Genomic DNA, 25,026 nt, shown 5'->3' with positions numbered 1-25,026 from the left:
AATTGTCCGACAAAGCCGCGTTCTCACGCCATTTCTTCTTTGTCATTTATTGTCGCTTCGTTTAGCGGCGACTTTTATAATATACCACATTCACCTAACTCAATGCAAGCATTTTTTATTTCCAATTCTTCACTGCTTGCTTCTCACCTTCTTAAAAGATAAGTCCTTTTAAGCGGCGAGAATTAATTTAACATATGCCTAAGTCGAAAGTCAAGCTAGTAGCCAAAATTTTTTTCTGTCTTAAAAAGAAGGGGCAGGCAGTCCTGCGCAGCCCCTTCCCACTCCTATTCGATCATGCCTTCAACCGGACTGCTGGCTGATGCATACCGCTTCTTCGGTATTCGTCCGGCCAAAAAACCTTTGCGTCCGGCTTCAACGGCAAGCTTAAATGCCTCAGCCATTAAAGCAGGGTTAGCCGCGCCGGCCACGGCCGTATTCAATAACACACCGTCGGCGCCCAATTCCATCGCAAGCGCAGCATCCGCCGGACCGCCGATGCCCGCATCGACAATAATCGGCACCTTCGCTTCTTCAATAATAAACCGCAGGTTGCCCGGGTTCACAATCCCTTGGCCCGAACCTATTGGAGAAGCGCCCGGCATGACCGCAGCGGCACCCGCTTCTTGAAGCTTTCTTGCCAAGATTGGATCGTCCGACGTGTAAGGCAGCACGATAAAACCTTCTTCTACTAATATCTTGGTCGCTTCCAGAGTGCCTACAGGATCGGGAAGGAGCGTTCTCGGATCGCCGATGACTTCAACCTTGATCATATCGCATAGTCCGGACGCTTTGGCTAAACGGGCAATTCTCACCGCTTCATCGACGGTGTAAGCTCCTGCCGTATTCGGAAGCAGTCTGAATTTCCTCAGATCAAGCGTTTCTAGAAAATTAGGCGCTTCCGGATTGTCTATCGGCAGACGGCGAATCGCGAATGTGAGCACCTCGGCTTCCGAAGCCCGAACTGCATCCGCCTGAATGTCCAGCGACGTAAACTTGCCCGTGCCAAGCAGCAAACGCGATTTAAACTCATAGGGACCGATTTTCAACAGGTCAGTCATGTTATTCTTTCTCCTTTTCTAGTACGATTCTAGTGCGATGGTTTAACTCAAGCTCAAGAAGACTTAACCGCCACCCACAAAATGAACGATTTCCAATTGATCGCCTTCCTGTAAGGGTGTGCTTTCATACTGATGCCGTTCAATAATTACACGGTTTAGTTCGACGACTAATATTTTGTGCTGCAACTTAAAAAAACCGAGCAGCTCCGCGACCGTCGTCACGCCGCTTACCTCGCGCACTTCTCCGTTAACGACCAACTTCAACGGTGTCCCTCCTCCGATTTTTGCCCGGCTCAAGCAAAAAAAGCCAACCTGTGCAGGTTGACTTCATGACCAAATGCCGAATGATCGCTCATGCATTCGTCCACTTCCCTACGCTGGCATCATCCAGTGACGTCCGCACGAAATGGCGCGGGCCGCCGAGTCAGGTTCCAAGGGTCAAAGAAAGCTTCTTTATCTCAGCCCCGCATCTTGAGGCTCCCCTAGTGGCTATTCGATTGTCTATCATTATATCATATCACCTGGTTTTTGACACCTCTGACATCCCGATATCGCAGCTCCAGCAATTTCAGTTCGGGATCGGCCGTCACTACAACCTCTTTGGCGAGCGATTTCTTGACGAGTTTATTCAACAGCAGAGGAAGTTCGTTCCTGACGTCGGACAGCCCCGGCGACTGCTGCAGCTCTTGCACACTCCAAGCTTCCTCGCGGCTGGCAAGTAAATTGAGCAGCGGCTTACAGCAGCGCTGCATTTTGGACATGACGGAAAACTCACATGCCAGCAGTACTAATTCGACCCGCTGCTTCAGTGTCTCTTTGCTCAAGGTAAGCTCCTCATACAGCTTGTATACGCCGGGATTGATCATTCTCACCTGGCTCCAGACCGTCACCTCCGGGTGGTAGCCCGCTTCGACAATCACGATGCGCGCCCAATGGTGCAGCGCTTCCAGTATAATGTTGTAAGCGTCAAGAAGGTGTTCTTCCGCCAAATAGTCTTTGCTCTGCGTGTAACTGCGCAAAAACTTGGAAAACTCGATCAGCAGCTTATGCTCCCTTAATTCGGCAGGGAACTCCAGCATCCGATGACGCAGACTCTCCAGATACGTTTCGTGATCCAAAAGTATCTCCCCTTTTAAGATCCAGAAAATGAAATTGCGCTGCTCGCCGTGCAGGATCAATTCGTCGAGCGACTCGGGAGTGATCCATCTTTCTTGTATACGCAACTTGTCTTTTATATAATGAATTTGTTGATGCGCACGATCGACTTGACTGCTGACGACGAGTATCAGATAATCAAAGCCGTCGGTTACGGCTGAATATAGCGACTGATGATCAACCGCAAGCACGCTAAGGACGGTGGCATCGTGCCGGAATCTTTGTAAACACTGGTGTTTTAACGATTCCATGAGTAGAAAAAAGCCCCCTGACTTAAAAGAAGCATGAATTGATCGTTATGTTCTATATTCTTATGTATTTCTACATGAATCCTCAATTTCCTGCATTTTTTTGTGACAAAACTCACAATTCTTAAGCGAAAGAAGTGACGTATCGTGCGATTCAAATCCAGTAAGGCTAACGAGTTCCGATTATGGGGATTGCTGCTTACGATGGGCGGCATGGCGCTTATGATTCTGGGCTTGGCGGGTATCGTTTTCGAATGGGGGACGGCCGGGCGGTTTTTCGCCGCGGTCGGAATGGTGATCGGCGCAATCATGATGCTGGTCAGCATGGGCATCTATTTCGCGGCCGGTATGATGTCCACAAGCGCTGTCGTCGTCGTTTGTCCGGAATGCGGCAAAGCGACGAAAATTATCGGCAAAACGGATCGATGCATGTTTTGTAAAACGATCCTTTCTTTGGACCCGGCTCACGCGCCCAAAGAAAACGACGAGCCCGTTGTCGGTGTAACCGATACCGTATCAAAAGAAGAACGCACGACGACTACGTAGTGTCGAGCCTAAACGAAAAAGCGGCTGACCTTCGCTCAGGGCGAGGGACAAGCCGCTTTTTTTGTCAGGCTATCTTACTTCAATTCCTCATTCAACCATTTCCAGGCTTCCGGCACTTCAAATCCTCTGCGCCATGAAGCGACGCCGGCCAGATCATACTTTTTAACGAGTGCGATTCTCGCCCGAACGCTCGTTTCGTCTTCAATCCAAATTTTTGCAGGCTTGCCTTCTTCCGTAAACTCCAAGTAATTTTGTCCGGACTCCTCGTCAAATTTCGCTTCGATCTTCTGTTCGCGCATAATCCGCTGGGGCATCTCCATAAATACGGCCCTGGAGCTGACGGTCGTCTTGCCGTCCTTCACGCCTTCCGTCCATACGCGAGAATAAAAGGGAATGCCGAGAATCAGCTTGGAGGGCGGGATTTTATCCTCTTTCAGCAGGCCTTGGATCGAGCTTTCTACCCAGGGCAAGGACGCGACGGAACCCGCTTTCGGACTGCTCGCCCAATGCTCGTCGTACGCCATCAGCATCATATAATCGACCGATTCGATCAGCGCCTTCCGGTCGTAAAACATCGACCACATTTTGCTGCCTGAGCGCGGCGTCACATCTATAGAGACGACGAGACCTTGTTCATGCAGAAGCGGCGTCATTTCCCGAACGAATTGAACAAGGTTCTGCTTGTCGTCCAGGTCGACATTCTCGAAGTCGATGTTAATCCCCTGCAGGCCATACATTTGAGCAAAGCTCAGCAGCTGCTTCGTCATCTTCATCCGCTTGTCGTAAGTGGATAAAGCTTCTGTCGTCCGTTTCGGATCAAAGCCATTGCTGAACAGCGCCCACACCTGGTAGCCTCTGGACTTCGCCCATTTCACGTAGGCGGGGTCGGCCAAATTTTGCAAATTGCCGTCGCCGTCCTGCAAGTGAAACCAGGTCGGACTGACGACATTGAGTCCGGGCATTGCCGGAATTTTGGATGTGTCCGGATTTTTACTGACGACGTGCTCCCAGGTCACGTTGATTTTACCGGTAATCGGCTGCTTCGGCATAAAAGCCGGTTCAGGCGCTTTGGCCGGTACGGTCTCCTCGCGGTCAGCAGCCAATTGCTCCTTGCGTACGTAGCCTGTATAGCCGCTAACAAGCTGAACGCGATACCAATCGCCTTCTTCTCCCCATACGATCACGCTCTCCTGCTGCCTCAAATCGGCCAAAATCGGAGCTTTGATCGATGGGCTGCGCCGCATGTCAATCGTCTTATCGGGCTTCCCGTCATAAGCGACTGTCTTAAACCAGCGGATGGTCTCTCCTTCTTTAAACAGGAGAACCGCGCCCGTTTCGGCCGATTCGCGCAAATCGATCTGGTACAAATCTTTCAACGGTTCTATCGGCAAGTATAGCTTGCCATTCGATTTCTCCAGCGGGAACTTCAGCGTAAACGACTTTTCGTTAATCAAACCGGTCAATTCACTCGTTCGCAGCCGAACCACTTTATTTTGCGTCGTGATGATGGTGGACTCCGTTTTTTGCTCATAAACGAGGGTTGAATCGATCCGTTCTCGAACGGTTTCAAAAGACAGCTTCAGCGATTCCTTGCTGCCGATAGCCGAGTCTTTCATCATCCCTCCCTGATAAAAGACGGGTTTCGGATTTCCTTGAAAGTCGGGCTGCACATGCTGCCGATTCGGGACATAGACCGCCCAATAATAAGTGCCGAGGATGAGTGCGCAGCCGATAGCCAACATGAATAACAGCCACCTTATTGTGCGGTTCTTATTGCTGCGGGTTCCCCCGGCCGGTGGAAATTTCGAATCCATAGTTTCACTCCTGTGTGCGGTCGGGTTGTAAAAAAAAAGGACGCATTCGTTTCCTGCCTTACCGGCGGAAACCGAACACGTCCATTATACCGTAATTCTAGTAAACTATCATGTTGTCTTCATAGCGCACTCGGAGCAAATGCCGTAAACTTCCACCCGATGGCTCTTTACGCGAAATCCGGTCATCTCCCCGGCTGCCCGCTCCAGCTCATCAAGCGGCTTATAGGCAAAATCAACCAGCTTGCCGCATGATTCGCAAAGCGCATGATAATGATCCGACAGATCTGCATCGAACCGGCTGGAATTATCGCCATACGTCATTTCACGAACTAATCCCGCTTCGAGGAACACCTTCAAATTGTTATACACCGTCGCTACGCTCATGCTGGGAAACTGAGGAGATAGAGCTTTGTATATTTCATCCGCCGTCGGATGCGTCATCGTATTCAGCAAATAGGAAAGAATGGCGTGACGCTGCGGCGTCATCCGTACTCCCATCGTCTTCAGCTTATGAAGCGCTTGCCCCAATGCATTCATTGTGTTCACCGCCCAACCCAAGATAAACCGATACGCCATCCCATCCAAAAGACCGGCGCGCTGCCCTGGTGATGCGAGGGTAGAAGTCCAGCAACTTATACGTTCCGATCAACCAAGGAAATCTGTATCACTTTATTTTACCCGTGTTTTCACCTAATTGTCAATCGGACGCTTTGACGGATAGGGAACTGTTCGTTTCGATATGAATGGTATGTGCGCCGCTGCCGATCGTTCCGTGAATCGTCTTCTTCTCCACGGTAAGCGGCAGGTCGGTATGGACTGTACCCTGGTCTGCTTCACCATTCACCCGGTAATTGCCGCTTCTCGGTAGCTTTAATTCAATATCGCCGTGAGAAGTCTTCACGTCCCAATCGCCTTCGACCTGCGAAGAGACGATATGAACCTTACCGTTCGTCGTTTCCGTCTTCAATTGCTTGAACGCGCCGTCTGCCGAGATCGAGCCGTTGGTCGTCTCCGCCTCCAGCCCGCCCGTATGCCGGTTGACGACAAGCTCGCCGTTGTTCGATTCCAGTCGCGCGTCCCCGCGATGATCGGTTAACTCCAGACGGCCGTTGGTCGTTTCCAGCGAAATTTCGCCGCGTGTTTTTGCGGATTTCACTTCACCGTTCGTCGTTTTCAGGTGAATCTCGCCCTCCAACTCGGTAATCACAATCCGGCCATTCGTCGATTCGGCAGAGAACGATTGTTTGATCGGGAGCTGAGCCGCTTCAATTATTCCGTTCTTCAAATACAGCGACATGCTGGTCGGGTGATGCGAAGGCACGGTGATCGTCAAATCCATACGCGGTTTACGCTTGCCGATGAAGCCGGTGCCGTATTCTTTAGGCACGGTGCGAATATCCAGCGTACTGCCGTTCAGCGTATGTTCGATGGTCGAGGCTTCGGCGATTTCCTGGGCCTCGCTGTCAGAGTCCGTATTCACGTAGACGGTCAGATCAATCTCGACTTGGTCTACGCTTCCGGGCTTCACCATGATGTTCCCGTTCGTATTGTCGATCTTCACATTGTCAACATCGGATGGCATCGGGATTTTCGTGACGCCTTTGTCAAATCGCTTGCCGTCGCGGAACCCTTCGATCACGTCGCCGATATGAATGCCTTCAAAGCCTTTCAAACCTTCAAACCGCTTAAAAATGTCGGTGGTTTGCGTACTGAACAGTACGACGGCGGAAACGACTACCGCAAAGACAAGACCGCCGATATCGAGACGCAGCGGGCGGCTCCCGTCACCGTACCTCATGTTGTAAAAAATATATTCCAGTCCCAGCATAATGAACAAGGCCGGCCACCAATCCAGCAGCCGGCTCGCGAGCCCTGCATCCGTCAGTTTATCGGCGATGACGGCGCCTCCGACAAGCACGAGAATGAGGGCTGCGGTGTAGCGGCCTACTTTTAACATGCGGAACACTCCCTATTTTTTCATCGATTCTTTGAAAAACAAAGCAAGTCCAATCCCGATCAATATCAAAGCCCCGAACGTCGAGCCCAAAAAGTCGAATACCGAGTCAAGCCATGCCGGCTTGCCCGCAGCCAAAAACAAAATCACACCGGCCATGATAAGCAAATATCCGAAATTGTTGCCTTTGCCCCACTTCGTAGACGGCTTCTCTACCGCCGAGGTCAAAGGATCGAAGCCGGTCTGCCCCTGCAAATCGCCAGGTCCGCCCCACCCGTTCACGCGATCGGTCTGCTGTAAAGCGTCAAAGATATTATAGAAATAGACGACGGGGAGCAGTAGCGAAAACAAAACGATTAAAGGGATGCTTACGCCAATCGAAAAATAAACGATCGCAAAAATATCCAGCATAAACAGTACCATGATTCCGAGTCCACGCTGCATCAAACCTAAGTACAACTGACCGGTACCGGGAATCAGAAAAGAAAGAATGCCGGAAATCCACTTGTTTTTGCGCGGGCGCCGCGGTACGAATGGATCATAGAGCGGCTTGCTCGATTGCCCCCATCGCTCCATCCTTTCTCGAAGGAACTCGTCCTCGCGATCTTGCTCCGGCTTGCTTATGTTGTTGGTTTGCTCTTCCATCATTTGATCCCCCTTACGAAAGCAGATGTCGTGAAACCGTCTCGACGGCTTGATATAGTTGAATGGCACCGTTACGTACGCCGGATTCCAGGCCGTCCGCGCTAAATGAAGTGATTTTGCCGATAATGCCGGTTGCGATAAACAGGTAAGTCGCCGCGATAGCAACCATCCCGTTCATCAGCTCCGAGCTTCGCTTCGGCTTACGGGCGGCTTCCGAGCGAAAAACCCGGTCAGACGGGCTGAGGGACGAGCTGCCGTCTCCCGAACGGGCATCGGTCTTCAGCGCTTGCAGCACCCGCTCGGACATGCCGGCAGGCGCGGATATTAGCGGAAGCTCGTTAAGCGCGAGCTCCACGTCCAGAAACGCGGAAAGCCGTTCTCTGCAAAAAGAGCAGTCGTTCAGATGACGCCGGATCCTTCTCGTCTCCAGCTCAGGGCAGCGATTATTCAGATAATGTAACAGCTCGTGATCTTTTGGATGTATGCCTGTCATGCCCGCCCACCTCCAACCATTTTTCTTTGAGCATCGATTTCCCGCGGTAAAGTCTCGTTTCGATTGTCTTGATCGGTAAACCGGTTACGCCCGCGATCTCTTGGTAGGACAACTGCTTATAATGGTACAAGTACATCACCAGCTTGTATTTGTCCGGCAAATCGGCAAGCAGCTTCTGTATCGTCTGCTGCTCTTCTTTCAAAAGCGTCTTGGCCTCCGGTTCTTCTTTCCGGTCTCCGAACCAGCCTTTCACTTTATCCATGATGGCTTCGTAAGGCTTGCGCTTCTGGGATCTGCGGTAATCCGTCACTAAATTGACCGTTAACCGATAAATCCAAGTCTTCAGCTGCGAATCCCCGCGAAAACGCTCCACCCCTCGGAATAGCTTCAGAAATACTTCTTGCGTCAAGTCCTCCGCGGTTTCCCGATGTTCGACCATGCGGTAAATCAGCGTATACACATAATCCTGATAGCGTTCCATCAGAATGCGGTACGCCGCATCATCGCCTTGACGGATCAGGTCGACCAGTTGTTCATCCGTCATGCTTCCCATCGTTTCACCGCCTCGGTTATGTTTCTCGAATTCTTAGACGAAGGATCATGAAAGTCCCCTTCATTTTTTCAAAAAAACGGAATCGTCTTTTCGTCGGGTTAGTCCAGAGACACAGAGCGCACGCCTTCCAGCCGCAGAAGCTCTTCGATCATCTCAGACACCTTGGCACCCTTGGATAAACGAACCGAAAGCGTGATGAGAATCCGCGCAGCCTCGTCCGCGTCGACAGGCGCTTCTTCTACGGATAGCTTTTGAATATCGCAGCCTTTGCTGCCCAGAAGCTGCGTAACCCGTCCCAGCAAGCTTGGAATGTCCGCAGCTTCCAGCTTCAGACTGCGCACTTTTCTATGGTGCATATATCGTTTCTCAACCAGATTAAGTACGAATAAGCTAATCAGTGCGAAAAAGCAGGCCAACCCCGCCGCATAATAAAACCCTGCGCCAATGGCTAAACCCATCGCCGCGACGACCCATAACGAAGCCGCCGTCGTCAGACCGGTAATCGATTTACCCGTATAAAGAATCGTGCCCGCGCCGAGAAAGCCTATCCCGCTAATCACTTGAGCCGCCAAGCGGGCCGGGTCCAAGCGCACGTTGTCCAGCCGGGCAAAATCGGCGAAGCCATACATGGACAGCAGCATCACCAAGGTCGAGCCTAAACAAACGAGAATATGCGTGCGCAAGCCCGCCGCGCGGCTGCTCCGCTCCCGTTCGAAGCCGATGACTCCGCCGAGCAGCAAGGCAAGCACCAGTCGAAGCGTGATGTGAAACGTATCTATCGTCCAAGGGTCTTGCATCGTGTAACCCCTCCTCTGACGGTCTGGCCGTTGAACACTATTTTATTACGAATAATTTTAGAACTTGACCTTTTCCCCAAAAATAACATGCAGCGAAAAAATAGGATCTCCCGCCACGAACAGGATGCACCCGGCTTGAAGGGGCAATGAGTCCGGAGGTCACGAGTCCACGCGCTTCATAAACTTCGTCATCGTAATGCCGGGGGCAAGCAGCTGCACATGCACGGGCTCGAAGCCATGTTTCTCGTATAGGTTAACCGCCGGCGTATTATTCGTTCCCGTCGAGACGGTCATGATCCCCCCAGGGACCGCAAATGATTCGATATGCCGTAAAAGCGCGCCCGCGATACCCCGCCGGAAAAAATCCGGATGCACCATCATCCGGCAAATCGTAAGCTCTTTAGCGCTTTGCCTGCAGGCGACGGCCCCCACCAGTCGGCCTTCCTCGAAGTAACCGAAGAACGATTCTTGCGAGTCGCGCAGCGACTGGGGCGAATCGAACAGCGGCGGAATTTCTTCAAAACCGACAAGCTCAGCCTCGATGCGATAAGCGATCTGCTGAAGCTCCAGAAGTTGCAGCACCTGCGGCATATCGTTCAAATCAATCGGATCGATCATCGCGTCCCACCTTTCCGTTGGATGCATATTATCAGAACCTGTTCCCCTTCGCAAGGGGAGAACGGATGCATGAGGGCTTTATACCCAGGTCAGAGACAGCGGGGCAAGGGTTCCCGTCCCTAGAAGGCACGGCCCTTTACGGCATGGAAAAAGGCCGTCTGCGCACGGGCAGACGGCCTTGAATATGTTAATGTATACAGATTAACGGTTAAGGCGATCCAGGATTAACTTATTGACCAATCCGGGATTCGCCTTTCCTTTGGTTTCCTTCATGACCTGACCGACGAGGAAGCCGACTGCCTTGTCCTTGCCGGCTTTAAAGTCGGCGACGGACTGCGGATTATTGCTGACGATCTGATCGACAACTGCGGCTATGGCGCCTTCGTCGCTGATTTGCACGAGGCCCTGCTCTTCGACGATGGTCTGCGGATCTTTCCCGGTTTCGAGCATCGACTTAAATACGGTTTTGGCAATTTTGCTGCTGATCGTTCCTTTCTCGATGAGACCGATCATTTCGCCAAGACTTTTGCCCGTGATTTGCACATCGGTAATCTCCAGGCCGTTCGCGTTCAAATAACCGAGCAGATCGCCCATGATCCAGTTGGACACCGCTTTAGCGTCTTTGGTGTATTTCAGACTCTCCTCGAAGAAGTCGGCCAGCTTCATGGATGCGGTAATGACTTCCGCGTCGTAGCTTGGCAAGGCATACTCCGCGACGTACCGTTTCTTCCGCGCATCCGGCAGCTCCGGAATCGAAGCCCGGACTCGTTCCTTCCACTCGTCATCGATGTACACGGCCACGAGATCCGGGTCCGGGAAATAGCGGTAGTCGTGCGCCTGCTCTTTGCCTCGCATCGGGAGCGTCTTGCCCTGCGCCTCATCCCAGCGGCGCGTCTCCTGCACGACTTGGCCGCCGCCGTCAAGCACGTCCGCTTGGCGCCATTCTTCATACTCGAGACCGCGCTGTACGCCGCGAAAAGAGTTCATGTTCTTGAGTTCGGCCTTCGTGCCGAACTGCTCTTGCCCATAAGGACGAAGGCTGATGTTGGCGTCGCAGCGCAGCGACCCTTCCTCCATCTTCACATCGGAGACGTCGCAGTATTGCATGATCGCCTTGATCTTCTCCAAATAGGCGCGGGCTTCCTCCGGAGAGCGGAGGTCCGGCTCGGAGACGATCTCGATAAGCGGCGTACCGACACGGTTGAAATCGACGAGGGAGGCATACCCGCCGTCAACGTGCGTCAGCTTGCCGGCGTCTTCCTCCAAGTGAACGCGGGTAATGCCGATCCGCTTCGTTTCGCCGCCCACTTCGATTTCGATCCAGCCGTGTTCGCCGACCGGTTTATCGTACTGGGATATTTGGTACGCTTTGGGCGAATCGGGATAGAAGTAATTTTTCCGGTCGAATTTGCTTTCTGTCGCCACTTGGCAGTTCAGCGCCATGGACGCTTTCATCGCATATTCCAGCGCTTGCTTATTCAATACGGGCAGCACGCCCGGATGACCGAGACAAATCGGGCACGTGTGCGTGTTAGGCGGAGCTCCAAAAGAGGTGGAGCAGCCGCAAAATATTTTGGACTTCGTGTGCAGTTCGACGTGCACTTCGAGGCCGATGACGGTTTCATACTTTTTATCGGTTGCCGCTGTCACGTGAGGTCGCTCCTTTCATTAAAGCTGCGGGCGCTGCTTATGGAAATCGGTATGCTGCTCGTAAGCGTGCGCCACGCGCAGAATCGTCGATTCGTCGAGCGCCTTGCCGATCACCTGCAGTCCGATCGGCAATCCGTCCGCAAACCCGCACGGTACGCTGATTGCCGGAAGACCGGCTAAGTTGACAGGGATCGTCAAAATATCGTTCAAATACATCGTCAACGGGTCGCCGTGCTGCGAGCCTATGCGGAAGGCAGGCGTCGGCGCCGTCGGTCCGATGACGACGTCGTATTTCTCGAATACTTGTTCGAAGTCGCGTTTGATGAGCGTGCGCACCTTTTGCGCCTTCAAATAATAAGCGTCGTAATAACCGGAACTGAGCGCGTACGTGCCGAGCATGATCCGGCGTTTCACTTCATCGCCGAAGCCTTCGCTGCGGGATTTGAGGTAGACGTCCAGCAGGTTCTTCGGGTTGTCCGCCCGAACGCCGTAACGAACGCCGTCGAACCTTGCCAGGTTCGAGGAAGCTTCCGAGGAAGCAAGCAAATAGTAGGCCGCGACCGCATATTCCGAGTGCGGCAGCGATACCTCTTCTACGATAGCGCCGAGACCTTCGAGTGTTTTAAGCGCCGTGAGCACGGCATCTTTCACCTTCGGATCGATGCCTTGTCCGAGATACTCCTTAGGTACGGCGATTCGGAGGCCTTGGACGTCGCCGGTAAGCGCGCTGAGATAGTCGGGCACGTCGACGTCGAGCGAAGTCGAATCCATCGGGTCGTGTCCGGCGATCGCCTGAAGCAGGTAGGCGCTGTCCTCGACGTTCTTCGTCAAGGGTCCGATTTGGTCGAGCGACGATGCAAAAGCGACGAGCCCGAATCGCGAAACGAGGCCGTAGGTCGGCTTCATCCCGACGACGCCGCAGTAAGACGCCGGTTGGCGAATCGAACCGCCGGTGTCCGAGCCAAGCGAGAAGAACACTTCGCCCGCTGCGACCGCCGCAGCGGAACCGCCGCTGGAGCCGCCGGGCACATAATCCGGATTCCACGGGTTATAGGTCGGATGGAAGCTCGAGTTTTCGTTGGATCCGCCCATCGCGAACTCGTCCATATTCAGCTTGCCGATCGTGACGGCTTCGGCTTGCTGCAGCTTTTTCACCACGGTGGCGTCATATATCGGGTTATAATTTTTGAGAAATTGACTGGCGCACGTCGTCGTGAGCCCTTCGGTCACAATGTTATCTTTCACGCCGATCGGCAGGCCGAACAGCAGGCCTTTGGAATCGTCGGTCCCCAGCCGCGCGTCGAGGGTCTTCGCCGTTGCGCGGGCTCTCTCCTCATCCAGCGCAAGGAACGCCTTGACCTTATCTTCCACCTGAGCGATGCGCCGATACGATTCATCCACCACATCGGTTACGGAAATTTCTTTGGCATGAAGCTTGTTATGTACGTCCTGCAAACGCAAATTCAACAACGACAAGCGGATATCCTCCCTTCAATGAAGCTAATTATTCCAGCACCGCCGGTACTTTAATTTGTCCGTCCTCTTCGTCCGGCGCGTTCAGCAGCACTTTGTCAATCGGCAAAGACGGCCTGACCGTATCTTCCCGCATCACGTTCACAAGAGGCATCGCATGACTGGTCGGCTCGACATCGTCGGTATCGAGCTGGTTCAGCTGCTCCGCATATTTCAAGATGGCGCTCAGCTGTCCGGCGAACCGTTCCTTATCTTGTTCGCTCAGCTCCAAACGGGCCAGCGCCGCTACATGCTCCACATCTTTGATGGTGATACTCATCCTCTGCACCTCGCTTCTTGTCTAATCATTCCTACTATTATAGCTTAGTTGCCTTTTTAACTCAATTACAGATACGGCGTGTGCAAGCGATGCTGCAGTTGATATAATGGAGGAACCGATTTCGCGTAAAGCTGCAAGCTGGCGGGGATTCATCTGGCGCAAGGTTACCTGCTAGGGAAGCCGCTTCCTGAGCCGTTGCCCGGTCATACGCTGGCTGCCGGGCTGTAAGAATCGCAAAAAGAAGCCGGACTCCTTGGCGGAATCCGGCCTTTGCCACGCTCGATTACGGTTAAATCCACGCCTTCAGATGAATTTGCCGAATGAAGTCTTGATTGGACTGTACGTCCTTGTTCGACTCCGCCGGCGCTTCCTCGCTGTCTCCGTTCATGATGCGTCGGAACAGCCCTTCGTTCTTCGTTGCAAGCGCAAAATCAATCAGCGCTTCGCGTTCAATGCGGTCGGCTTCCTGCGCAAGCAGCACTTCTTCCAGTTCGACATCGTCGCCAGGCACGAAGTGATGCTTGTTCGTCTTCGGTACGCGTACGACGTAATCAAACACATTATCCGCATTGCGATCGTATGCGATGATATATCCGTATTCGCCGATAGGCAAATTTTGTTCAAAGCTGTCCCCGATAATGATTACTTTTTGCCCTAAACGCAGCATGGTCGTTCCCCCTTCGCAAATCCGGCCTTAGCCCTCTTGATTCATGGTAGTGTTGGTATATGGGATAACTAGTTTCATAGCATATTCATTGAGAGGTGTATCATGAATCCGGCCTACAAGGGTTGTCGGTTGCTATTCTTAATTCTATTAATCATATCATTTTTTTGGGGGGTAAGCAACGATAGAGACACGGTCTACGCCCATCCGCTGAACAATGGTTATTCGTACCTGAACGTCGGTTTGAACGCCGTCGATTACGAGTTGTTCGTGCCGGAGCAAAGCCTGCTCGGATTCGATGTCGACGGAAACGGGCGTGTTCTGGGTAATGACTTGAACGAGCGGCGCGAGCAGTTGACAAGCTACCTGAGCGAGCATGTTCGTTTGATCCAGCAGGCTGAGCCGATGCGAATGACGTTGAAGGAGATGGAGCCGGCGGAAAAGGACGCTGTCTCCGGCGTCACCTTCCGGATGCGATTCGAGACGGACGCGCCGGTCAGCGGGTTCACGATCGAATACGGATTGTTATTCGATGACGTCGATCCGCTTCATCTGAATTTCGCGCTGATCGAACAAGGGGACGACCTCGACCAAGCGGTGCTGGACAGGGAGCATCGAACGTACGCGTATGCGGCGCTTCACCCGGCAGGATGGGGTACGGTCCTATGGACCTATTTCAAGCTGGGTGTCCTGCACATATGGACCGGGTACGACCATTTGCTGTTTTTGTTCTCCCTGCTGCTTGCCGTACGGCGCTGGGCGGACGCGGCATGGATAGTCACGGCCTTCACAGCGGCTCACAGCGCGACGCTGATACTGGCTGCCGTCGGGTTGTTGTCTCTGCCTCCGATTGGGGTCGAGACCGCGATTGCGCTCAGCATCTGTTACGTCGCCGCCGAAAACTTGGGGATGACTCGCCCCAGCTTGCGCCGCCGCCTCCTGCTGACGCTTGGCTTCGGACTCATTCACGGTGTCGGCTTTGCCGGAGCGCTTGAGGAAGTCGGATTGCCGCGGGCCTATTTCAACAGCTCACTCGTCAGCTTTAATGTCGGCGTGGAAGCCGGACAGCTGGGCGTGGTCGCCCTCCTTCTGCCGGCTTGGCTGAAGCTCGCCCGAACCGAAAAAGCGCGGCGGACGGTTACGATCGCCGGATCACTGCTCGTGCTCGGCTTGGCCGCTTACTGGGCTTTGGAGCGCGTCGGCTTGATCGCCGGAAGATAACGTGTGAGAGCTAACGGAGGTTCGCTCGATTGGATCCGGGAGACCGGCCGACTGCTTCGTGAAGCGGCGGGAAGCGGCTTGCCGCACTGGCGAAGCACGCATGGAAAAGCCGTACCGCCCGGTGAAGGGACGGTACGGCCTGTTGTGCATCAGGAAGCCGACAATCGTATAAATCGATGTATCGGATTCAAGCGGCCCGGCGGAGGACATCCCCGGCATTAGACCGTGCTGCGGGAACCCGCGGGGCGGCATTCGCGATACGTGACTACGCCGCCCTACCGCCCTTATCCAGCTTATAGCCGGATAAGGCCTTCGCGGGAAATCGTCAGCTTCTCGAAGCCGTCCGCCGTAATCGCATAGCTGTTCTCAATGCCGACGACACCCCTGCCGGGAAACGTAAATTTCGGCTCGACGGCAATTACCATCCCCGCCTCGAGCGGATAGTTGAACCCGCGCGCGAGTACCGGAAGTTCGTCGACCTCGAGCCCGATGCCGTGGCCGAGGAACTTCACTTGATCTCTGCCATAGCCCATATAATGGTCGGCCAGGCCGGCATCGTCTGCGAGCCGCAGCGACTCGGCGTACAGCTGCTCGCAGACGGTGCCGGGGCGCAGCAGCCCTTCGGCGCTGCGAAGGATGCGCTCGGACGCGTCATAAGCGTAGGCCAGGTCGTCCGGCAGCGAACCGAATACGACGGTACGCGTTTGGTCGATGACGTAACCGCCGATGCAGCAGCCGACATCCATCAAGATCGGTTCGTTCGTCTCGAACGGGCGGCGGCTGGAGCTTTGCGGACTCGCAGCAGACAGGCCGAGCCCGCCCGCCGGACCGTCGAAATAGGTGGGCGTCGCCGCAGCGTCGCCGGCCCCGAGCATCCCCGTAATGACTTCCTGGTTGTACCCGCGCAGGCGCATGATCCCGATATGGCCGCGTTCGCGAACAAAGTACTCCATGCGGCTCATCGCTTCGAGCTCGGTCATTCCCGGCTTCAACCAGCCAAACGCATCCTCGAATGCGTCGTTAATCACGCGGGCGGCGCTGCGAATCGCTTCGATTTCAAACGGCGATTTGATCATCCGGGTTTCGCGAATCAGCGCCGATCCGTCCTTCCACTCCACGTGCGCCAAGGATTGCTGCAGCCTCTGGAAGAGCTGCACGGGCAGCACGTCGAATTCGGCGGCCAGCTTGACCGGACTCCGGCCGGTGATGGCGGCAAGATCCGGAAACGCAGCTCCCAGCTGTCCGGCAAACTCGCGCAGCGAGCCGAGCGGCTCAACCGGCCAAGCCGATTCTTCCTCTGCGCGCGCGACGCTGCGGCGAACGAAAAACTTCGGATCTCCCGAAGCAGGGACGATCAAATACCCCGTTTGCATCGAGCCCGCCAAATAATACAAATCGACATTTTGCGTGACGACCATGCCGTCGAAACCGCCGGTCTGCAGCTTGTGCTGCAGCCGTCCCACCCTCTGTTTGTATTCGCTCATACTCCTGCCTCCCGTATGTACCGTTTCATCATGCATGCTCTAACCTTACACGCTGTATCACGGTCATGTCAAAGGAGACAGACGCCTATCGGAACCGGACGCTTGCGACGCTGCTAAGGACGATCGGCTCCTTTCGGCCGAGCCCGAGCAGCGAGCGCTCCAGCTCGACAACGGCTACAACGGACGGACCGTAGATCGTGACGCGGACGTTTCGCGTCGTTTGAAGATTGCCGCCTTCGCGCACCGTAACCGACCGGACCAGCTCGTAGGGATAAGTCGAATGCGTGACGAATTCCAGCCGGTGTACGACAGGAGCGGATTCGAGCGGACTGCCCGGCTGAGGCGTCAGATCGCCGTTCAGCTTGAAATTCAACCGTAAATAACGGAGAAAATGATCTCTGCCCGCGGCTTCGTCCCAAACGAGCCTGCCTAGAGCCGCTTCGCCGGGATCGAGCTGAAGCGAGGCGGCGCGTACGGCATGATCGAGCAGCGGCTTCGCTCGGCTCAGGCTGTGCCCGTGAAGCAGCCAATTCCAGGCGACGACCCACAGGAACGAGGCGGCGGCCACCCCGAGCAAAGCGAACAGCACCAGATGCAAGCCGCCCTGCTCGTCGTTCCAAAAGCGCAGCACCCCCGGTGCATTCGCGCCTACCGCAGGCCGGCTACTCATATGCTTCGCTTTGGCCATACAATTCCAGGCGATAAAAGCCTTCATGCTCGGACGGACTCGCTCCCCCGCCGACCGCGCGCAGCATGCGGGTGACATTCGGCGCCGGATAGGTGACGACGAGCTTCACGACCGGATCGGCCGCGCTGCGCAGCACGAGCGAACCGGTGCTGCCGGCGTAGGAAGGATATATCGTTCCGTTCAAGTTCACGCCCTCCATGCCGAGCTCGGCAAGGCGAGCGGTTAAGCGGTTTCGAATGTCCGGGCTGACGTATCCGACGGCCTCCGCCTCCTTCAATGCATGGTTGGCTAACGTATGAAGATGGTTCGCTTTCATCGCGTACACGAAGAAAGGAACGATAGCGAAGGACAGAAATAACAGCAGCGGCATCACAAACAACGTTACGAGCACGTTGGCCATGCCCCGCTCGTCCCGCCATACCCCGAACGCGAACTCAAGCGCGCTATTCGAACTCTGTGCGTGACGCATGCGGTTCATATGTTCGTTCGCCCCCCGGCTTTCCGACCGTTTCTCTTTTCTCCAATAAGGGAGGACTCCGCCGAATATTACACTTCACCTCCGTCAATTCGTTACGTAATCGAAGCTGCGGATTTTCATGGTCATCGTGTCGTGGCCGTTCCGCACCTCGTCCTGAAGCCCGCCGGCGCCCGGTCGGAACACATACGTACAAATGCCGAAAATGAAGACGACCATCAGGCATAAGATTACGATTTTACTCATCTTAAGGCGCCGTTGCGGTCACGTTGCCGTTCGTCTGATTGACCGTAGCCGTCGTGATGCTCGTATTGATGCTGCCGCCTTTGGAGCCGACGGCGGGCCCGATTCGAGTGCCGGCGACAAACATCGCCGCCCCTCCCAGCAATACGGTAAGCAAACACGCAATGACCAATTTCCCCATACTTTCTGCACCCTTTCTTCATGAAATCTTATTGAAACGCTGCTTCAATGCGTGCCCGGGTTTGCGTTCCAGCCGTTCCCGCAGCAGGCGCCAGCTGGCTCCCGACGACATATAACGCGGTGCCGCCGAGCAGCACGGTGACAAGCACGGCAATCACGAGCTTGGACAAACCGGATTTCCCCCCTTCTTCAGACAAGCTCCTTATCCTTGAAAGCTCGTCCTTAACTGCTCTGAAATCGATACCAGCCACGGGTACAAAAACAGCAGCACGATGACGGCAAACGGCACCATGATGTAGAAGCTGATCCAAATCGGCGCATTCTCCAGCTTACGATTAATTTCAGCCGATAGCGTCGCCTCAATGCCTGCGGTTTGCTCCTTCAATACTTTAGCCACCTCATGCGAATCTGCCCGGCGAATCGCCTCTAAAGCATTCACAAGCGGATACGCCTCGGAAATCCCGACCCCATCGCGAAACCGCCTTATCGCAGTCCCGCGGTCCTTTCCCCAAAGGACGGCGAGCTCCTGCAAGTAAGGCTTGAGCAGCACGAGCGGCCGGCCTGCGCGAAGCAGCAGCTCCCGAATATCGGCTCGTTCGCTCACGCAAACGGACAAGCGATGAGAGAGCTTGGCAATCTCCATCAGCAGCCTCGCCTTACGGGAATGCCCCGCCGCCAGCAGCCCAACATGAGGCAGCGACCACCCGGCCCCGAAACCTAGAATAAGCTTAACCACCAGACCAGCATCCGGGGGAAATGAAAACGCCGTACCCGAAATTCGTTCGGCAGCCATATGCGCCATCCCCAGCAAGCCTGCCAACGTGGCGCCAAGCAGACCTTGGAGCTGTCTATAGCGGGCAAAGCTCCATTGCGCGGAAACCCCGGCCAAACGGGCTTTCTCGAGAAAAGCCCGCTCTTTGGCGGATCGCTTCTCCGCCTCGCGCGGCGTTAACCGGCTCAAGCGTTCCCGTTCCCGGAGCCGTTCCAGCATAAACGCGAGCCGGCTTGTCCGTCCGATCCGTATCGTACCCGCCAGCGTAAAGGAAAGCATGGCGCTGCCCACTGCAAACATGCCCAGCCAACCATATCCTCCAAGCCCGTTCATTGTTCACCTCCTTCCCGCACGCGAATTTCAGAAAGCCCGGCGGCCCGAACGAATGACCAGCAGCATCGAGACGAACATGACAGCGAACGAAAGAAGCAGCAGCGTTTTCCCCACAGGGTCAACAAAATAATGACGGTAGTTGTGCGGATCGGCGTACACATTAAATCCGATAATAAAAAAAGCGAAAAAGACCATAAACGTAGTGCCGATCCGATATACCGTAATCATGGCCAGCCGATTTTCTTCGTGCCGTTTGGACGTCTGCATCTTGCCGACCAAGTGGTGAAGCGATTCCGTCATATCGGTTCCGTAATGAACCCCGATCAGCAGCAGATCCGTCAGGTCATGCGCCCATTCGTTGTCCACCCGCTCGGCAAACTCATACAACGCTTCGTCGATCGACTTCATATGCAGGGCGAGCTCCAGGCGGCGCCACTCTCCGCGGACCTCGTCCGGCATCGTCGGCGAGCAGCCCGCTATCACCTCGGCGAGCGTCAACCGCGGCCGATAGTGTCCGATTATATTTTGCACGACCATGATCATCCGCAGCGCAATTCTTTGACGCTTGCGCTGCACGCGAAACCGGATCAGGATGTACGGGATCGAACCGGCTATTAGCGACACGACGGCGCTCAAGGGCCATACATGAACTTCGCTCAACCCCGCATCGCCTAATGCGATATGCCGGGAAGTCGTTTGCAACAGCGCATCCGAGCCGAACAAGCCGACCAGCCCAAGCAGCAGCATGCCGGTGATGACAGTCTCCGCCCCCAGGCTAAGTCCGGCCAAATCCAGCTCCTCCCTCAGATGGCGAACCGGCTTGGCAAGAAGCAGCCGCTGCAGCCGCGACGACTGCGAGGCAGAGCGATACAACGCCGGATGCCGACGGCGGTAATCCCAGACGGCGGTTAGCCGCCGCTGCAGCCATATCGTAACCGCCAGCGAACCGGCGGCCCAGATACCGAGCAGCATGTTTTTCGCCGCCGCATACCAGACCAGCGAATCGTTCATTCGTCCCACACCCCCAAGGCTTGAAAATCGCCGGGCTGCGCTCCGCCCGCAAGCAAGTGATCGGTCAGCGATTTACTGAACCGTTGTCCGGTAAACCGCCACGTCTGCGCCGCATAATCCCACTCGACGAGCGGGCGGACGCATACCTCTTGACGCTCATTCACCGAAAGCTCGGTGATCTCGGTGACGACCCGAACGGGCCGGCCTGCTACATTCACAAGGCGCAAGAAGATGAGCACGTTAAACGCTCTCGCCACCCGCCGCATCGCATCCCCCGCATCGTGATGACGGCCGTCTTGCTTGATCATATCGACCACGTCGCTGACGAATGAATCGCGGTACTTCGTATGCATCGTCCCCATCATATCGTGTCCGCGCAGCGCGCCCTGCACCATTTGCGCCACTTCGGCCCCTTTAGCCTCGCCGACGATGACCCAATGCGGACTCATGACCAGCAGCGGCTTGAACGACTCTTCCATGGAAAGCTGGATGTCCTCCACTTCCCGTACCGCCAAAATGTTTCGCTTCCCCCGCAGCCGCTCGCGCAGCGCCACCTCGAACTCCTTCTCCAAGGTCCGGATCCGTTCCGATTCGGGAATTTCACCGGCCAGTGCGAATAAAAACGTCGTTTTTCCAGTTGCGGTGCCGCCTCCGATCAGCAGGCTGGCATGATGCCGAACGAGCAGCCGCAGCAGTTCGGCCATCGGCTCATTCAACGTTTGCAGACCGACCAATTGCGAGAGCGTAACGTCCTTGACGATGAAATTGCGAATATGAATGCTCGGCACGTCGGAATACGGCGGACGAGTCATGACGAGTCGCGACCGGTTCCACATGTACGATTGAACGAACGGCTTCCGTTCGTTAATCGGCTTTTTCCCGCAGAGCGCCAGCCGGTCCTGCAGCCGCAGGACGTCTTCAAGCGAGGAGAACGTCCGGGAATGCCGCTCCATCCGACCTCCTTTCAATAAAAATATATCGGCGCCGATCACCTGCACTTCCTCCACATCGGGCAGCCGGTACAAATCCTCGATCAAGCCGGCGCCGCACGTTTCGGCAAAGATGCATTCGGTCGGCGTTAAGGGCGCGATTAGCGTCGACGGTTCGACATGCAAGCGGTATTCGACCAGCAGCGTCTCAATAACCGCCTTCATGCGCCACTGCGCCATCGGCTCGCCGAGGCCGGCTTGGATAATGTCTTCATACAGCGGCTGATCCGTTTTGGAGCGTTCCGTCAAATGCTCATAGATCAATGCGGCGGCAGCCTTTAGCGGGAGCCTCCGTTCTCGGCGGGTTTCCGCCGCTGCTGCGTTTGCCGGGTTTGCCACAAGGCCGTTCCTTACGAAGTGCTGCCCCGCTTGCGTCAGCTCCTTCACGTACCGCGCTGCGTCGAACCTGACGCGCGGGCGCACCGAGTACCGCATTTCGGTTCCCGATCCTTGCGGTTCTGGCGGCCCGACAGCACCTTCGGCATCGTTATTCATCCACCCGCTCGACATGTTCTTCGCTCCTCCTCTCCAGTCTCTAGCCGAACTTCGCCGCGAACCGATGGAGCCAGCTTATTTTCGGACGTACGGCCGTTACGGGTGCGGCACCCGCCGACATAGCTTCGTCCTGCCCGTCCAGCTGCGCTGCGAGTCCATCAATACTGGCGGTGAATGGTTCGGCGCCCGGCCGATCGTACAGCGGAACGCCTTCGTCGGCGCTGGCGAGTCCCAATCCTCCGGGCACGTTCGGTACAGCGGCCGCCAGACGCATACCCAAATAATCGGCGATCCGCTCCGGCCTGTCCCCGTCATACGACCGATTCACGATGAGCGATACGTCTTTGGGCGCAAGCCCGCAGTAAGACCAAAAGCAAGCGTACCATTCGCCCCAGCTTGTCCGATAAGACGCATACCGGTTTTGCGTGACGAGCCAGCGGTGATCCGCTTCCCGCACGGCACAAATCGTAGCCGCATTATCCGGATAACTGTTGACGTCGATGAATGTTACATCGAAAGCTTGACGCGCCGCCGCGATCAGATGGGTCATCATCTCCGGCGTCACGTCCTGCGCCGTGTCCCGCCTCGGAGATCCGGGAAAAATGTAAAGCGGCAGCCGCTGCCGGTAACGAATGCAAGCGCCGACCAGCTCTTCCGGCCGCAGCCGCTGCGTCTGCAGCTTGGAGCGAATGACAAACGAGGCCATGCCGGGGTCGTTCACATTCAGGCGCGCCTTCACTTCCGGATTGCGCAGATTAGCGTCGATCAAACCGACGCGAATCCCGCCGCGCGAAGCGAGCGCCAGCGCCGTATTCAACGCAACAGTCGTCGCGCCGTCCTTGCTTGCTGCCCCCCACACGGTCACGACCGCTCCGTTCACAGCGCCCGGCTCCTGCCGGTACGATTCGCGGACAGCTTCGCCCTGCAGAAACGAGACGAAGGCCTCGATCCTACTCCGGCCCTCTATACCGGCCGGCAGGACAGCAAAGGACAACGCATCGGCAAGCCGGCAAATCGCTTCCATCATAAACGAGTCGGAAACCGTCTCATCGAGCGCCACCATAATTCGCGCCTGAGGCTGCAGTCGGCGCAGGGCCGGCATCCAATCCCAGGGATAGGCGTCATATCCGATACCGCTATGGACAGCGATGGCATCATAGGGTTCGGCGAGCCGGGAGAACATCGCTTCCCGCCCCGTCACTTTATCCGGCGCGACTGACCAAGCCTGCTCCCGTTCCAGCCCTTGCTCCGGCGTCTCGCTGTCCGGATATGCGATCAAGGTTCTCATCGTTAGGGTTTCACCTCCTGTGTTCGCGCTTGCGACGGTTGCGCGCGTTGAGCCGGTTGCGCAGAAGGCTCCTGCTTCGGCGCTTCGGACAGCGCGACCTTCGGGCGTACTGCCGCCGCTTGCGGTTCCGGCGAGAACGCGTCCGCCTCCTTCAGGCGCGTATAAAGCTCGGTCACTTTGCCGCCGCCCGTCATCCGGGTCGTCAAATCCGGCAGCGCCAGCTTGATGCGGCCTCCGGTGCCGCCGATCACATAAGCCTCATACACCTCATCGCTCATGATATACGTGTTGAGCTCCGGCTTCCCGTTCGGCTTGGAGCGCGTCTCCTGCAGCGCGGCTTTCGCCGAGGGAATGATCGGATCGAGCGTCCCGCCATCGACGACCTCCTGGCCTTCCGCCGTTTTGACCGCCGCTACCGGCAACTGTTCAATAATTTTGACCGCCCCCACGCCGGTGATTACACCTGACGGGTCCGCAATCGCTCTGGGCGATTCGAATTCGACCCATACATCGACTCGATCGCCGCGCCGTACCATATTGTTGACATTGACAGTCGCGTCCGTTTTAAAGCTAAAATAACGTTCGTCGTTCAACGGCGTCATGCGCGTATCCGTCAATTTCCACGGCAGCAGCTCCTCGTCGCTGTCGATCGGAACCGTTACGGTTTGGCCTAGCACGAATTGCGGATTCGTGACGGCTTGCGGATGATGCGCCGCTTGAGCGATGCGGACGGTTCTCAGCATGCTTGCCTCGATCACCTGTCCGCTCTGCAGCAGACGAACGGGCTTTATCGTTTCCATCGACTGCATCTCGACCTCCGTATGTTTCATGAAATACCAGTACCCGCCGACCGAACAAGCCATCAGCAACAAGCCGAGCAAGCCGCCGATCCATGGTTTTTGCAAATGACTCCCCCTTCCTGCCTCAAGACGTCTGCTACACGCGTCCACTAACTCACGGCATTAGGCGTAGCGAAAGCGCTGCGGCCATTTCAATTCCTGCAGCAAGCTCCGCCTTACTTTTTTCCAACGGGAACGAAACATCGCAAGCTCCTCCTCCCTTTACGATTTATCATGGGTCCAGCGCCAGCAGGCGGCGAAGGAATCTCGGCACAAGCGACGGGGAAGCCGACCGGCGCACCGGTTTAAGCTCTGACGGGAGCCAGCGCTCCACCCAAGCCAGCACCGCTTGCGTCACGATCGGATGCTCAACCGGCAAGCGCCCTCTCCACCCGCTCTCCGCAACGCCCGCAAAATCGACCGCAGGCACGAGACAGCCCGGACGTTCCGGGAGCAGCCGCAGCCAGGCCGCCTGCTCCGCGCGCGGCAAGCATTTGTTGGCAAAGCCGTACAACCGGCGTCCCGGCCGGACTTCGTCCAGCAAAAATTGCAAACGCCGTCTGCTCGCGGATAATTGAAGCTTGTGGACGAGCGGGTCGACGACATAAATGACGTCGGTCGCCGTTTCCAATAACGAACGCGTCTCCGGTTGTTCCCAGCGATCGCCGATATCGACGATCAGGACCGGCCGCCGCACCGCATGAAACAGCTTCAACCAAGCGCCCGCGTCAGCGAAGGCGGAAGCCCCCTCATCGGCAGCGTCCGGGGCGGACGCTGCCGATGAGGGCAGCCACAACGTCTGCCCCCGCTCCCAGGCCGGTCCCTCGGGCCGCAGCCCGCCGCCGTCTTCGTCATAGTAGCGGTAATGCGGCGGCGCGTGCTGATCCGCGAACAACAGCGCGGCCAGCTCCGCGCGCGGCGAAGGCGGCTCGATCACGGCGTGCGCCACGCCGCGCTCGTGCAGCGCCTGGGCCAGCGCCAGCGCAATGAACGTCGCGCCGGCGCCAGCGTACAAGCCGCC

General features: G+C 55.9%; 30 protein-coding genes and 1 riboswitch. Of the genes, 3 read left to right on the top strand and 27 right to left on the bottom strand.

Annotation, left to right across the window (positions count from 1 at the left end):
- Positions 1-284: 284 nt before the first annotated feature.
- From PVA01S_RS23165 to PVA01S_RS23155, 3 genes are all read right to left on the bottom strand, one after another.
- Positions 285-1,058 (bottom strand): thiazole synthase, encoded by a 774-nt coding sequence (locus PVA01S_RS23165; protein WP_127609924.1) that lies wholly within the window; start codon positions 1,056-1,058, stop codon positions 285-287.
- Positions 1,059-1,121: 63 nt separating this feature from the next.
- Positions 1,122-1,322: a sulfur carrier protein ThiS gene (thiS, locus tag PVA01S_RS23160; RefSeq protein WP_127609922.1), complete on the bottom strand. Its 201-nt coding sequence runs from the start codon at positions 1,320-1,322 to the stop codon at positions 1,122-1,124.
- Between the two features lie 88 nt (positions 1,323-1,410).
- Positions 1,411-1,552: riboswitch (TPP riboswitch) on the bottom strand.
- 18 nt (positions 1,553-1,570) lie between these two features.
- On the bottom strand, positions 1,571-2,464 hold the full coding sequence (locus PVA01S_RS23155; RefSeq protein WP_127609920.1) for a nucleotidyltransferase-like protein: 894 nt from the start codon (positions 2,462-2,464) through the stop codon (positions 1,571-1,573).
- Between the two features lie 144 nt (positions 2,465-2,608).
- On the opposite strand from PVA01S_RS23155, the gene PVA01S_RS23150 reads away from it, so the two are divergent.
- Positions 2,609-3,007, top strand: a complete 399-nt coding sequence (locus tag PVA01S_RS23150; protein WP_127609918.1) for a DUF2614 family zinc ribbon-containing protein — start codon at positions 2,609-2,611, stop codon at positions 3,005-3,007.
- Between the two features lie 74 nt (positions 3,008-3,081).
- Here PVA01S_RS23150 and PVA01S_RS23145 read toward each other — a convergent pair whose 3' ends face one another.
- The 12 genes from PVA01S_RS23145 to PVA01S_RS23090 form a co-directional block, all read right to left on the bottom strand.
- Positions 3,082-4,821 (bottom strand): glycosyl hydrolase family 18 protein, encoded by a 1,740-nt coding sequence (locus tag PVA01S_RS23145; RefSeq protein ID WP_127609916.1) that lies wholly within the window; start codon positions 4,819-4,821, stop codon positions 3,082-3,084.
- 108 nt (positions 4,822-4,929) lie between these two features.
- A complete protein-coding gene (gene perR, locus PVA01S_RS23140) occupies positions 4,930-5,358 on the bottom strand; it encodes a peroxide-responsive transcriptional repressor PerR (RefSeq protein WP_054798219.1) in 429 nt (142 codons plus the stop codon).
- A 160-nt stretch (positions 5,359-5,518) separates the two neighbouring features.
- Complete coding sequence (locus tag PVA01S_RS23135) at positions 5,519-6,778, bottom strand: DUF4097 family beta strand repeat-containing protein (protein ID WP_127609914.1); 1,260 nt, start codon at positions 6,776-6,778, stop codon at positions 5,519-5,521.
- A gap of 12 nt (positions 6,779-6,790) precedes the next feature.
- A complete protein-coding gene (locus tag PVA01S_RS23130; RefSeq protein ID WP_127609912.1) occupies positions 6,791-7,420 on the bottom strand; it encodes a hypothetical protein in 630 nt (209 codons plus the stop codon).
- Between the two features lie 13 nt (positions 7,421-7,433).
- Entirely contained in the window at positions 7,434-7,913 is a 480-nt protein-coding gene (locus PVA01S_RS23125; RefSeq protein WP_054798215.1) for an anti-sigma factor family protein, read from the bottom strand.
- Positions 7,864-8,466 (bottom strand): RNA polymerase sigma factor, encoded by a 603-nt coding sequence (locus PVA01S_RS23120; RefSeq protein WP_054798214.1) that lies wholly within the window; start codon positions 8,464-8,466, stop codon positions 7,864-7,866. The genes PVA01S_RS23125 and PVA01S_RS23120 overlap by 50 nt, the downstream gene beginning before the upstream one ends.
- 98 nt (positions 8,467-8,564) lie before the next feature.
- Positions 8,565-9,263, bottom strand: a complete 699-nt coding sequence (locus tag PVA01S_RS23115) for an MgtC/SapB family protein (protein WP_054798213.1) — start codon at positions 9,261-9,263, stop codon at positions 8,565-8,567.
- 159 nt (positions 9,264-9,422) lie between these two features.
- On the bottom strand, positions 9,423-9,881 hold the full coding sequence (locus PVA01S_RS23110) for a GNAT family N-acetyltransferase (protein WP_127609910.1): 459 nt from the start codon (positions 9,879-9,881) through the stop codon (positions 9,423-9,425).
- Between the two features lie 201 nt (positions 9,882-10,082).
- Positions 10,083-11,531, bottom strand: a complete 1,449-nt coding sequence (gatB, locus tag PVA01S_RS23105; RefSeq protein ID WP_127609908.1) for an Asp-tRNA(Asn)/Glu-tRNA(Gln) amidotransferase subunit GatB — start codon at positions 11,529-11,531, stop codon at positions 10,083-10,085.
- A gap of 18 nt (positions 11,532-11,549) precedes the next feature.
- On the bottom strand, positions 11,550-13,007 hold the full coding sequence (gatA, locus tag PVA01S_RS23100; protein ID WP_127609906.1) for an Asp-tRNA(Asn)/Glu-tRNA(Gln) amidotransferase subunit GatA: 1,458 nt from the start codon (positions 13,005-13,007) through the stop codon (positions 11,550-11,552).
- Between the two features lie 28 nt (positions 13,008-13,035).
- A complete protein-coding gene (gene gatC / locus PVA01S_RS23095; RefSeq protein ID WP_054798212.1) occupies positions 13,036-13,323 on the bottom strand; it encodes an Asp-tRNA(Asn)/Glu-tRNA(Gln) amidotransferase subunit GatC in 288 nt (95 codons plus the stop codon).
- Positions 13,324-13,612: 289 nt separating this feature from the next.
- Positions 13,613-13,990, bottom strand: coding sequence for a hypothetical protein (locus PVA01S_RS23090; protein WP_054798210.1), 378 nt, complete (start codon positions 13,988-13,990; stop codon positions 13,613-13,615).
- 129 nt (positions 13,991-14,119) lie between these two features.
- Here PVA01S_RS23090 and PVA01S_RS23085 point away from each other — a divergent pair, with 129 nt between their 5' ends.
- Together PVA01S_RS23085 and PVA01S_RS23080 are read left to right on the top strand one after the other, a co-directional pair.
- Positions 14,120-15,208, top strand: a complete 1,089-nt coding sequence (locus tag PVA01S_RS23085) for a HupE/UreJ family protein (RefSeq protein ID WP_164751949.1) — start codon at positions 14,120-14,122, stop codon at positions 15,206-15,208.
- 3 nt (positions 15,209-15,211) lie between these two features.
- Positions 15,212-15,430 carry a hypothetical protein gene (locus PVA01S_RS23080; protein ID WP_054800237.1) on the top strand — a complete coding sequence of 73 codons (219 nt, stop codon included), beginning with the start codon at positions 15,212-15,214 and terminating at the stop codon, positions 15,428-15,430.
- Positions 15,431-15,501: 71 nt separating this feature from the next.
- On the opposite strand, the gene PVA01S_RS23075 is transcribed toward PVA01S_RS23080, so the two are convergent.
- From PVA01S_RS23075 to PVA01S_RS26820, 12 genes are all read right to left on the bottom strand, one after another.
- On the bottom strand, positions 15,502-16,692 hold the full coding sequence (locus PVA01S_RS23075) for a M24 family metallopeptidase (protein WP_127609902.1): 1,191 nt from the start codon (positions 16,690-16,692) through the stop codon (positions 15,502-15,504).
- Between the two features lie 85 nt (positions 16,693-16,777).
- The gene (locus tag PVA01S_RS23070) at positions 16,778-17,407 is read right to left on the bottom strand and encodes a hypothetical protein (protein WP_244933029.1); all 630 of its coding nucleotides are present in this window, start codon (positions 17,405-17,407) and stop codon (positions 16,778-16,780) included.
- The gene (locus PVA01S_RS23065; RefSeq protein ID WP_244933028.1) at positions 17,355-17,858 is read right to left on the bottom strand and encodes a hypothetical protein; all 504 of its coding nucleotides are present in this window, start codon (positions 17,856-17,858) and stop codon (positions 17,355-17,357) included. The genes PVA01S_RS23070 and PVA01S_RS23065 overlap by 53 nt, the downstream gene beginning before the upstream one ends.
- Positions 17,859-17,942: 84 nt before the next feature.
- Positions 17,943-18,101: a hypothetical protein gene (locus tag PVA01S_RS26835; protein WP_164751948.1), complete on the bottom strand. Its 159-nt coding sequence runs from the start codon at positions 18,099-18,101 to the stop codon at positions 17,943-17,945.
- A gap of 1 nt (position 18,102) precedes the next feature.
- Positions 18,103-18,279 carry a hypothetical protein gene (locus tag PVA01S_RS26830; protein ID WP_164751947.1) on the bottom strand — a complete coding sequence of 59 codons (177 nt, stop codon included), beginning with the start codon at positions 18,277-18,279 and terminating at the stop codon, positions 18,103-18,105.
- A 28-nt stretch (positions 18,280-18,307) separates the two neighbouring features.
- Positions 18,308-18,475: a hypothetical protein gene (locus tag PVA01S_RS26825; protein ID WP_155615044.1), complete on the bottom strand. Its 168-nt coding sequence runs from the start codon at positions 18,473-18,475 to the stop codon at positions 18,308-18,310.
- 5 nt (positions 18,476-18,480) lie between these two features.
- Positions 18,481-19,383, bottom strand: coding sequence for a hypothetical protein (locus tag PVA01S_RS23060; protein WP_127609900.1), 903 nt, complete (start codon positions 19,381-19,383; stop codon positions 18,481-18,483).
- 27 nt (positions 19,384-19,410) lie between these two features.
- A complete protein-coding gene (locus PVA01S_RS23055; RefSeq protein WP_127609898.1) occupies positions 19,411-20,394 on the bottom strand; it encodes a type II secretion system F family protein in 984 nt (327 codons plus the stop codon).
- Positions 20,391-21,893 carry an ATPase, T2SS/T4P/T4SS family gene (locus tag PVA01S_RS23050; RefSeq protein WP_244933027.1) on the bottom strand — a complete coding sequence of 501 codons (1,503 nt, stop codon included), beginning with the start codon at positions 21,891-21,893 and terminating at the stop codon, positions 20,391-20,393. The genes PVA01S_RS23055 and PVA01S_RS23050 overlap by 4 nt, the downstream gene beginning before the upstream one ends.
- A gap of 25 nt (positions 21,894-21,918) precedes the next feature.
- Positions 21,919-23,166, bottom strand: a complete 1,248-nt coding sequence (locus tag PVA01S_RS23045) for a CpaE/TadZ family protein (RefSeq protein ID WP_127609896.1) — start codon at positions 23,164-23,166, stop codon at positions 21,919-21,921.
- Positions 23,167-23,168: 2 nt separating this feature from the next.
- Positions 23,169-24,071, bottom strand: a complete 903-nt coding sequence (locus tag PVA01S_RS23040) for an SAF domain-containing protein (RefSeq protein WP_054798206.1) — start codon at positions 24,069-24,071, stop codon at positions 23,169-23,171.
- 166 nt (positions 24,072-24,237) lie between these two features.
- A partial coding sequence (locus tag PVA01S_RS26820; protein ID WP_164751946.1) for a hypothetical protein occupies positions 24,238-25,026 on the bottom strand: 789 nt, incomplete at its 5' end.

The organism is Paenibacillus validus NBRC 15382 (assembly GCF_004000985.1).
Lineage (GTDB): Bacteria > Bacillota > Bacilli > Paenibacillales > NBRC-103111 > Paenibacillus_G > Paenibacillus_G validus.
This window is presented reverse-complemented; position numbering and strand designations above follow the sequence as displayed.

Bases quoted from the DNA above. Each gene is read 5' to 3' on its own strand.
- PVA01S_RS23165 (WP_127609924.1), bottom strand. From the start codon at position 1,058: ATGACTGACCTGTTGAAAATCGGTCCCTATGAGTTTAAATCGCGTTTG.
- PVA01S_RS23155 (WP_127609920.1), bottom strand. From the start codon at position 2,464: ATGGAATCGTTAAAACACCAGTGTTTACAAAGATTCCGGCACGATGCC.
- PVA01S_RS23145 (WP_127609916.1), bottom strand. From the start codon at position 4,821: ATGGATTCGAAATTTCCACCGGCCGGGGGAACCCGCAGCAATAAGAAC.
- perR (WP_054798219.1), bottom strand. From the start codon at position 5,358: ATGAATGCATTGGGGCAAGCGCTTCATAAGCTGAAGACGATGGGAGTA.
- PVA01S_RS23135 (WP_127609914.1), bottom strand. From the start codon at position 6,778: ATGTTAAAAGTAGGCCGCTACACCGCAGCCCTCATTCTCGTGCTTGTC.
- PVA01S_RS23130 (WP_127609912.1), bottom strand. From the start codon at position 7,420: ATGGAAGAGCAAACCAACAACATAAGCAAGCCGGAGCAAGATCGCGAG.
- PVA01S_RS23125 (WP_054798215.1), bottom strand. From the start codon at position 7,913: ATGACAGGCATACATCCAAAAGATCACGAGCTGTTACATTATCTGAAT.
- PVA01S_RS23120 (WP_054798214.1), bottom strand. From the start codon at position 8,466: ATGGGAAGCATGACGGATGAACAACTGGTCGACCTGATCCGTCAAGGC.
- PVA01S_RS23115 (WP_054798213.1), bottom strand. From the start codon at position 9,263: ATGCAAGACCCTTGGACGATAGATACGTTTCACATCACGCTTCGACTG.
- PVA01S_RS23110 (WP_127609910.1), bottom strand. From the start codon at position 9,881: ATGATCGATCCGATTGATTTGAACGATATGCCGCAGGTGCTGCAACTT.
- gatC (WP_054798212.1), bottom strand. From the start codon at position 13,323: ATGAGTATCACCATCAAAGATGTGGAGCATGTAGCGGCGCTGGCCCGT.
- PVA01S_RS23090 (WP_054798210.1), bottom strand. From the start codon at position 13,990: ATGCTGCGTTTAGGGCAAAAAGTAATCATTATCGGGGACAGCTTTGAA.
- PVA01S_RS23075 (WP_127609902.1), bottom strand. From the start codon at position 16,692: ATGAGCGAATACAAACAGAGGGTGGGACGGCTGCAGCACAAGCTGCAG.
- PVA01S_RS23070 (WP_244933029.1), bottom strand. From the start codon at position 17,407: ATGAAGGCTTTTATCGCCTGGAATTGTATGGCCAAAGCGAAGCATATG.
- PVA01S_RS23065 (WP_244933028.1), bottom strand. From the start codon at position 17,858: ATGAACCGCATGCGTCACGCACAGAGTTCGAATAGCGCGCTTGAGTTC.
- PVA01S_RS26835 (WP_164751948.1), bottom strand. From the start codon at position 18,101: ATGAGTAAAATCGTAATCTTATGCCTGATGGTCGTCTTCATTTTCGGC.
- PVA01S_RS26830 (WP_164751947.1), bottom strand. From the start codon at position 18,279: ATGGGGAAATTGGTCATTGCGTGTTTGCTTACCGTATTGCTGGGAGGG.
- PVA01S_RS23060 (WP_127609900.1), bottom strand. From the start codon at position 19,383: ATGAACGGGCTTGGAGGATATGGTTGGCTGGGCATGTTTGCAGTGGGC.
- PVA01S_RS23055 (WP_127609898.1), bottom strand. From the start codon at position 20,394: ATGAACGATTCGCTGGTCTGGTATGCGGCGGCGAAAAACATGCTGCTC.
- PVA01S_RS23050 (WP_244933027.1), bottom strand. From the start codon at position 21,893: ATGTCGAGCGGGTGGATGAATAACGATGCCGAAGGTGCTGTCGGGCCG.
- PVA01S_RS23045 (WP_127609896.1), bottom strand. From the start codon at position 23,166: ATGAGAACCTTGATCGCATATCCGGACAGCGAGACGCCGGAGCAAGGG.